Source organism: Stenotrophomonas maltophilia group sp. Smal17, assembly GCF_030237045.1.
Taxonomy (GTDB): Bacteria; Pseudomonadota; Gammaproteobacteria; order Xanthomonadales; family Xanthomonadaceae; genus Stenotrophomonas; species Stenotrophomonas forensis.
In genome coordinates this window covers 1-2362 of record NZ_JASJSU010000167.1, presented here as the reverse complement: position 1 = coordinate 2362, position 2362 = coordinate 1, and the positions used below count along the sequence as shown (strand labels likewise).

General features: G+C 68.9%; 3 protein-coding genes. All 3 read right to left on the bottom strand.

The features are described 5' to 3' along the window. Window positions 1-27: 27 nt before the first annotated feature. Entirely contained in the window at window positions 28-420 is a 393-nt protein-coding gene (locus QRO93_RS21330; protein WP_164086795.1) for a hypothetical protein, read from the bottom strand. Between the two features lie 127 nt (window positions 421-547). Continuing rightward, complete coding sequence (gene adhP / locus QRO93_RS21325; protein ID WP_180878549.1) at window positions 548-1576, bottom strand: alcohol dehydrogenase AdhP; 1029 nt, start codon at window positions 1574-1576, stop codon at window positions 548-550. 96 nt (window positions 1577-1672) lie between these two features. Then, on the bottom strand, window positions 1673-2311 hold the full coding sequence (eda, locus tag QRO93_RS21320) for a bifunctional 4-hydroxy-2-oxoglutarate aldolase/2-dehydro-3-deoxy-phosphogluconate aldolase (RefSeq protein WP_053448375.1): 639 nt from the start codon (window positions 2309-2311) through the stop codon (window positions 1673-1675). Window positions 2312-2362: the final 51 nt, after the last annotated feature.

Genomic DNA, 2362 nt, shown 5'->3' with positions numbered 1-2362 from the left:
CCCGCGGCCGACAGTACCTGTATGCGCTCAGCCCGGATCGCGCGATGCGCGGCGACCGAACCACCAGCCAACCAGCAGCTGCAGCGGCAGCGAGACCAGCAGGGAAACGACGAACCACAGCGGGAAATCCGCGCCCACGCTCCACACCGCGTAGCCGCAGCCCAGCGCGATCAGCGACCAGATCGAGAAGCCATGCGAGCGCGGCCAGCAGGGCGCGTAATAGGTGGCGAAGGAGATGCCGGCGACGCCACCGAGCACGCTGAACGCCAGGTCCCAGCCCAGCTGCACGCTGTTGTTGTCCGGCGACAGGCCCAGCAGTGGTGGCAGCCAGCTGGCGACGCTGCTGACCAGCGCGAGCGACAGCACGCCGCCGATCAGGGCGACGATGGACAGGAACAGGGTCTTGAGCAGGCCGGGCATGCGCGCATTGTACGGCTGCGCGAAGCGCCTGCGGTTGCCGGCCAGCAGCCGGCGCTACCGGTGGATCGGCATGGCCGCCGTGCCCGTGGGAGAGGGGTACGGTGCAACGGCGGCCATGCACAGGCGGTCAGGCGGCGAAGTCGAGCACCACGCGGCCTTCGATGGTGCCCGCGTGCATGCGCGCGAACACGTCGTTGATGTTTTCCAGGCGATCGGTGCTGACCGTGGCGGCGACCTTGCCCTCGGCGGCAAACTGCAGCGACTCCTGCAGGTCCAGTCGGGTGCCGACGATCGAGCCACGCACGGTGATGCCGTTGAGCACCATGCCGAAGATGTCCAGCGGGAAGTTGCCCGGCGGCAAACCATTGAGCGAGACGGTACCGCCACGGCGGACCATGCCCAGCGCCTGCTCGAATGCCTTCGGCGATACCGCCGTGACCAGCGCACCGTGTGCGCCGCCGATCTCCTTCTTCAGGTAGGCGGCCGGATCGGTGGTGCGCGCGTTGACGGTGACCTGGGCACCCAGCTGCCGCGCCAGTGCCAGCTTGTTGTCGTCCACGTCCACCGCGGCCACGTTCAGGCCCATCACACGGGCGTACTGCACGGCCATGTGGCCGAGGCCGCCGATGCCGGAGATCACCACCCAGTCACCGGGCCTGGTGTCGGTGACCTTCAGCCCCTTGTAGACGGTCACGCCGGCGCACAGTACCGGCGCGATCTCGACAAAGCCCACTTCCTTCGGAAGCAGGCCGACATAGTTGGCATCGGCCAGTGCGTACTCGGCGAAGCCGCCGTTGACCGAGTAACCGGTGTTGCGCTGCGTCTCGCACAGCGTCTCCCAGCCACCCAGGCAGTGTTCGCAATGGCCACACGCCGAGTACAACCAGGGGATGCCGACCCTGTCGCCTTCCCTGACGTGCCCTACCCCGCCTCCCACGGCCACGACGTGCCCCACGCCCTCGTGGCCGGGGATGAATGGCGGGTTCGGTTTCACCGGCCAGTCGCCCTCGGCGGCGTGCAGGTCGGTGTGGCAGACGCCACAGGCCTCGATCCTGACCAGTACCTCGCCCGCCCCCGGGCGCGGTACCGAGACTTCCTCGATCACCAGTGGTTTGCCGAACTCACGCACGACAGCGGCCTTCATGGTTGGATTCATGTCCGGATCTCCGTAGTGCGCTTGCCCACAGAATGACGCCGGCCCGGGGCCGGCGCTTTGATCACGATCAAACCTTTGAAGATTCGTGCCGCTGGTTCAGCTGGCCAGCACCGAGGCCTCGCGGGCCAGGCGCTCGATGGCGTCCCAGTCACGGGTCTGCAGCAGCGCCGGCGTGGTCAGCCACGAACCGCCCACGCACAGCACGTTGGGCAGGTGCAGGAACTGCGGCGCGGTCTGCGCGCTGATGCCGCCGGTCGGGCAGAAGCGCACGTCGGCGAACGGGCCGTGCCAGGCCGCCAGCAGCGCGGCACCGCCGGCCTGCACCGCCGGGAAGAACTTGAAGGTGTCGTGGCCGTGCTCCAGGCCCAGGATCAGGTCCGAGGCCGTGGCAGCGCCAGGCAGGTACGGCAGGTCGGCATCACGCGCCGCGGCATACAGCGCCGGCGTGGCACCCGGCGATACCGCGAAACGCGCGCCGGCCTGCCTGGCCGCCTGCATCTGCGCGGCGTTGAGCACGGTGCCGGCACCGATCACCGCATCCGGCACGGCCTCGACCATCGCCTTGATGGCATCCAGTGCCTGCGGCGTGCGCAGGGTCACCTCGATCACCGGCAGGCCGCCGCGGAACAGCGCCTGGGCCACGTTGACCGCTTCATTCACATCTTCGGGGGTGTACACCGGAATCACCGGTGCCAGCTTCAGCAGCGCGCGCAGGCGCGGATCAGTGCTGGACATGGTCTTGCTCCTTGCCCGACGGGGCATCGCGGATCGCTGCCGGGCCCGGCA

Excerpts from the sequence above, each read along its gene's own strand:
- QRO93_RS21330 (WP_164086795.1), bottom strand. The coding sequence starts at position 420 with ATGCCCGGCCTGCTCAAGACCCTGTTCCTGTCCATCGTCGCCCTGATC.
- adhP (WP_180878549.1), bottom strand. The coding sequence starts at position 1,576 with ATGAATCCAACCATGAAGGCCGCTGTCGTGCGTGAGTTCGGCAAACCA.
- eda (WP_053448375.1), bottom strand. The coding sequence starts at position 2,311 with ATGTCCAGCACTGATCCGCGCCTGCGCGCGCTGCTGAAGCTGGCACCG.